The sequence below is a fragment of the Zavarzinia sp. genome (assembly GCF_049306435.1).
GTDB lineage: Bacteria > Pseudomonadota > Alphaproteobacteria > Zavarziniales > Zavarziniaceae > Zavarzinia.
Genome location: NZ_JBAQRT010000259.1, coordinates 1 through 5226 on the forward strand (window position 1 = coordinate 1; position 5226 = coordinate 5226).

The 5226-nt window shown below is 65.7% G+C and carries 6 protein-coding genes and 1 pseudogene; 5 read left to right on the top strand and 2 right to left on the bottom strand.

From position 1 onward, the window contains the following. Together WAZ62_RS14845 and WAZ62_RS14850 are read left to right on the top strand one after the other, a co-directional pair. A pseudogene (locus WAZ62_RS14845) lies at window positions 1-267 on the top strand (penicillin-binding protein 1C); the annotation flags it as partial. Between the two features lie 64 nt (window positions 268-331). After that, window positions 332-619 carry a lipid-A-disaccharide synthase N-terminal domain-containing protein gene (locus WAZ62_RS14850; RefSeq protein WP_422644314.1) on the top strand — a complete coding sequence of 96 codons (288 nt, stop codon included), beginning with the start codon at window positions 332-334 and terminating at the stop codon, window positions 617-619. On the opposite strand, the gene WAZ62_RS14855 is transcribed toward WAZ62_RS14850, so the two are convergent. Beyond that, window positions 591-1811: a class I SAM-dependent methyltransferase gene (locus tag WAZ62_RS14855; RefSeq protein WP_422644315.1), complete on the bottom strand. Its 1221-nt coding sequence runs from the start codon at window positions 1809-1811 to the stop codon at window positions 591-593. The genes WAZ62_RS14850 and WAZ62_RS14855 overlap by 29 nt on opposite strands. A gap of 173 nt (window positions 1812-1984) precedes the next feature. After that, window positions 1985-2233 (bottom strand): hypothetical protein, encoded by a 249-nt coding sequence (locus WAZ62_RS14860; RefSeq protein ID WP_422644319.1) that lies wholly within the window; start codon window positions 2231-2233, stop codon window positions 1985-1987. Between WAZ62_RS14860 and WAZ62_RS14865 the strand changes: the two genes are divergently transcribed. From WAZ62_RS14865 to WAZ62_RS14875, 3 genes are all read left to right on the top strand, one after another. Continuing rightward, window positions 2165-2956, top strand: coding sequence for a fatty acid desaturase (locus WAZ62_RS14865; protein ID WP_422644318.1), 792 nt, complete (start codon window positions 2165-2167; stop codon window positions 2954-2956). The genes WAZ62_RS14860 and WAZ62_RS14865 overlap by 69 nt on opposite strands. A gap of 124 nt (window positions 2957-3080) precedes the next feature. After that, window positions 3081-4217, top strand: a complete 1137-nt coding sequence (locus tag WAZ62_RS14870) for an ABC transporter substrate-binding protein (RefSeq protein WP_422644316.1) — start codon at window positions 3081-3083, stop codon at window positions 4215-4217. A gap of 4 nt (window positions 4218-4221) precedes the next feature. Beyond that, a partial coding sequence (locus WAZ62_RS14875) for an ABC transporter ATP-binding protein (protein WP_422644317.1) occupies window positions 4222-5226 on the top strand: 1005 nt, incomplete at its 3' end.

Genomic DNA, 5226 nt, shown 5'->3' on the forward strand with positions numbered 1-5226 from the left:
ACCTTGCGCCTCGCCGCGCCACTCGACGGCAGCACGATCGAGGTGCCGCGCCTCGAGGATGGTGGCCTTTCAAGCGTCCTGCTGCGCGCCACCGGCGGGACCATGCCGCTGACCTTCCTGGTGAACGGCCGGCCGATCGCGACCACCGCCTTCCGCCGCCAGGCCGAATGGCAACCGGATGGCATCGGCCGCGCCAGCGTCACCGTGCTGGACGCCAACGGCCGGGCGGCGAGCGCCGATATCTGGCTGGCCAGCCCGGGCAGCTAAGGCAGGGGACACGGCACCTGAATCCGGCTATAAGGCGCCGCATCTTCGCCCCCCGGAGTGCATCGTGAACGATACGACCATGTGGATCATCATCGGCTTCGCCGGACAGGCGCTTTTCACCATGCGTTTCGTCGTGCAGTGGATCGCCAGCGAGAAGGCGAAGCAAAGCCTGGTGCCGGTCGCCTTCTGGTTCTTCTCCATCGGCGGGGGCATCGTCCTCCTTGGCTATGCCATTCACCGGGAAGACCCGGTGTTCATCGCCGGCCAGGCCGGCGGCCTCGTCATCTATGCGCGGAACCTGTGGTTCATCTATGGCCACAAGTTCAAGCGCGACGAAGGAAAAGCCGGCTGATCCCGTTCAGCACGGCGAATGTCGCGGGCCAGGCCCGCTCGAAACCCTGAACCTTCACCTGCGCGGCGATCTCGCCGACGCTGGCGCGCCCGTCGATCGCCCGCGCGATCACGGGGGCGGACTGGGGCAGGGGGAAGCGATAGGCCAGCCCGTCCAGGGTCAGCTTCAGCACCCGGTCCGACCCCATCGCCGCCGCCATCTGCGCCCCGTCGGTCCGCGACCAGACCGGGATCGCATCCGGATCGAGGGGGGCGGGCGGCAGCGCCTCGTGATCGGGATGGACGACATAGGCGACATGGCGGGCGATATTGCCGGCCAGACGTTCCGCCAGGACGGCCCTGTCCCGAGGATCGAGATCGCCCGCGATGCGCCGCAGCTGGGGATCGAGCAGATAGGTCTCGGGCTGGTAGCGCGCCGGCTCGATCAGGCTGGCAAGGCCAAGGCCGCCATCCTCGATCAGGCCGACGAAACTCTCGACATCATAGGCCCGGTCGCGCGAATGCAGCAAAAGATCGAAGATCCCGGCATCGCCGCCGTTCAGATGGTCGGTGACCGCTTCGTTGCGGCGCAGGCGGTTGGTCGTCGGCAGGGCCGGCAGCAGGCGCTTGGCGATGGCGAGCCGCGCCGCCGGCGGATCCCCCTCGGGCGCCAGCAGGCGCAGGGCATCCTGCATGTCGTAAACGCCGCTGCGCCCGATCCGGCCATAGACCATCAACCCCATGCCGCCGCCCCGCGCCAGCACCGAGCGTAGCGCGGCGAGCCCCGCCGCCGGATCGGCCAGATGGTGCAGCACGCCGCAGCAGTCGATGTAATCGAAGGGACCGGGTGCCAGGCGCTCGACATCGAGCAGGGAGCCGCGCACGAAATCGACCTTCAGGCCGCGGATCGCCGCCCGCTCGGCCGCGATCTTCTGCGCCGCCGCCGACATGTCGAGATGGGTGATCTCGGCCGCGATGCCGGCATCCGCCAGTTGCTGGGCCAGCATGATGCAGCCGTCGCCCGTGCCGCCCCCGGCGAAGAGCACGCGCATCCGCGCCGGCAGGCGGCCGCCGAAGATCCAGTGGCGCATTTCCGGCAGGGCGCCCGGGCTGCCCTCGATCAGGCGCCTGGTCTCGTCGCGCGGGTTGCGGGCGGGATAGGGCAGGGCCTCGTACTGGCGGGAGACCAGATCATCGGCGGAAAGCGTCGTCATGCGCTGCGGGCTCGGGCGGGGAACATGGCGGCGAAGGTGAAGCGGGCGGCGCGCTTTGTCCACCCTTCGAAGGGGTGGCGGAACTTGCTTGAGTGGATCCTCAACTGAACTTGTCACCGACGGTATCTGTTGCGGGGCACCATCCGGGTGATCGTTGTTTCAATTCAGAACGATTACAGGGTGCCGCGTCGATGGAAGAAGTATTCGTTCGAACAAATCTGATAAAGCCCGGCCGCCTTCATGAATTGAGCGCGAGATCGGATCTGAAAGGTGCCCTGCAGTTGTGCGGTCATTTTGCCGCCATCGGGGTCAGCGGCTGGCTTCTCTATCTCTCCCAAGGATCCTGGGCGGTGGTGCCAGTCTTTATCGTCCATGGCATCCTGCTGAATTTCCTTTATGCCGGTCAGCATGAACTTTGCCATTGGACCGTGTTTCGTATACGTCCGCTCAACGAAATCTTCGGCCGGCTCATCGGCTTCCTGATGATCTATCCGCGCGATTTCGACCTGATCCAGCACACCGCCCATCATCGCCACACCCAGGATTGGGCCCGGGACGGCGAATTGGCCCGGCCGAAATACACGCTCCTGTCCTACCTCATGTGGTTCTTCGGACCTTCATACTGGTACACGCGGATCGCGCGCATCCTGCGCATGGCCGCCGGCCGGGTGGTCGAGCCCTATATCCCCGAGGCGCGCAAGGCCGATGTCATCCTCGAGGCGCGATTGCATCTCGCGGGCTATGCCCTGATCGCCGCGGTCTCGATCGCGTTTCAGAGCTGGGCCGCCGTCCTCTATTGGCTGGCGCCGCTGGTGCTGATGAAATTCGTTCACCAGATGCAGAACACGATCGAGCATCTCGGCCTGTCCCACGACCAGAACATCCTGGTGAACACGCGGACGACGCGGACCAACCCGCTGATGCGGCGGATCTGCTGGAATATGCAGTATCACACCGCGCATCACGCTTTCCCGGGCGTGCCCTTCCACCGTCTGCCGCGACTGCACCGCGAAATCTTCGACGGCAACGGCATCGCGCCCAACAGCATGACCTATCTCGGCTTCCAGGCCCGGCTGTGGCGGGCGCTGGCGGCCGGCCGGGGCGAGGCGGCCTATGCGGACGACCAGGTCTGGGTGCGCGACTGAGTCCCGGTCAAAGTGTCCTTTTACAGCTCGATAACTAACCGATGTTGCACTGCAGCGATCCCGCGCCGAAGCTGGACGGGACTGCTGGTGGCAGAGACGGCGTGACCTTCCGAGGGAGAGTACCATGAGCAGCAAAGACGAAATCCTGCGCGTTCGCCGCTATTTCGACATGAGCCGGCGCGATCTGCTGCGCGGCGCCGCCGCCCTTGGCGCCGCCGGTGCCCTCGGCTTTGGCGGAATGCGCAAGGCCGCGGCCGCGACCGACATCAATTATATCGGCTGGGAAGGCTATGACACTTTCCTGACGGGCGGCGATTTCGACAAGGCCAAGGGCTTCGCCCTGCAGAAGACCCTGATCTCCTCGACCGATGAGATCATCACCAAGCTGCGCCTCGACAGCAGCGCGGTCGACGTCTGCACGCCCTATTTCGTCAATGACGATTTCCTGGGCGCCGAGGGCTTGCTGGCGCCGCTCGACCTGGCGCAGATCCCCAATTTCGCCAAGCTCCACCCGACCATCAAGCACTATGCCGAAAGCAACATGAGCGAGGATGGCAAGTGGTTTGCCTGTCCGTTCACCTTCGGCTCGATCTGCATGCTTTATGACTCGACGCAGATCGCGGCGCCGACCTCATGGGCCGATCTGATGAAGGACGAATACAAGGGCAAGGCGGCGATCACCGCCGACTATCAGGGCAATATCTTCGCCATGGCCCGGGTCCTCGGCATCGCCAACCCGCATCACATGACCCGCGACGAACTGGCGAAGACGACCGAGCTGCTGATCACCCTGAAGAAGAAGCATCTGAAGGCGATCGCTCCGTCCTACGGCGATCTGATCAACATGTACGTCAACAAGGAAATCGTGATCTCGCAAGGCTGGGAGCCGGTCTCCACCTGGATCGGCGACGGCACCACGGTGAAGGTCGCCTACCCCAAGGAAGGCGCCAGCGGCTTCATCGAAGGCTATGCCATCGGCAAGGGCTCGTCCAAGTCGGCCGAGGCCCATGCCCTGATCAACAACGCCCTCTCGCTCGAAGGCCAGATCGCCGGCGCCGATCTCAGCTCGATCCCGGTGGTGACGACCGAGGCAATGGAGAAGGCGGGCGCCGCCAACAAGGCGCTCTACGACTATACGGACCTCGAAGGTTACTTCACCAGGAAGAGCCTGGTGATGGAGATGTATCCGCTCGACGAGGATGGCGAATACGCGATCTGGGACGATTACCAGGAAGCCTGGGAAAAGGTGCTCAAGGCCTGACCGGATGAGCGATCCCCTGCTGCGTCTGCGGAATATCTCCAAGCGTTACCGCGAAACCCAGGCCGTCCACCCGCTCGACCTCGAGGTCGGGCGGGGAGATTTCGTCGCCCTGCTCGGGCCGTCGGGCTGCGGCAAGACCACCTTGCTGCGCATGATCGGCGGCTTCCTGCCGCCGAGCACGGGCAGCATCGAGATCGGCGGCCAGGACGTGACCGCCCTCGGCCCCGAGAAGCGGAATACCAACATGGTGTTCCAGGGCTATGGTCTGTTTCCGCACATGACCGTGGCCCAGAACATCGGCTATGGCCCCAGGATCGCCGGCCGCGACCCGGAACAGATCGATCTCGAGGTGGTGCGGATGCTGAACCTCGTCCATCTCGGCGCGGTCGCCGACCGGCTGCCGGCGGCACTCTCAGGCGGGCAGCAGCAGCGCGTCGCGCTGGCCCGCGCCCTCGTCATGCGGCCCAGCATCCTTCTCCTCGACGAGCCGCTCGCCGCCCTCGACCTCAAGCTGCGGAAGGCGATGCAGGACGAGCTGAAGGCCCTGCACAAGGCGATCGGCGGCACCTTCATCTTCGTCACCCACGACCAGGGCGAGGCGATCGATCTCGCCAACCGGATCGTCATCATGGAAGCGGGCCGCATCGTCCAGCAGGGCACGCCCGAGGATGTCTATCGCCGCCCGGCCAGCCGTTTCGTCGCCTCCTTCGTCGGCGACGCCAACATGCTGCCGGCGGTGCGCAAGGGCGGCGAAGTGGCGATTGGTGGCGGGCGTCTGCCGTCGCCGGGGCCGGATGGCGCCGTGCTGGTGGTCATCCGCCCGGACGATGTCACCCTTGGCGGCGCGGAGCCGCTGTCCCTCGCGGGCACGCTGACCGAAAGCCGCTTCATGGGGCCTTACCTGCGGCTCGTGGTGACACTGGCCGATGGCGCGGCCCTGACCGTGCACCGCCCGTCCGGCGTCGACGGGCCGGCGCTGCCGGGCGTTGGCGATGCCATTGCCCTGGGC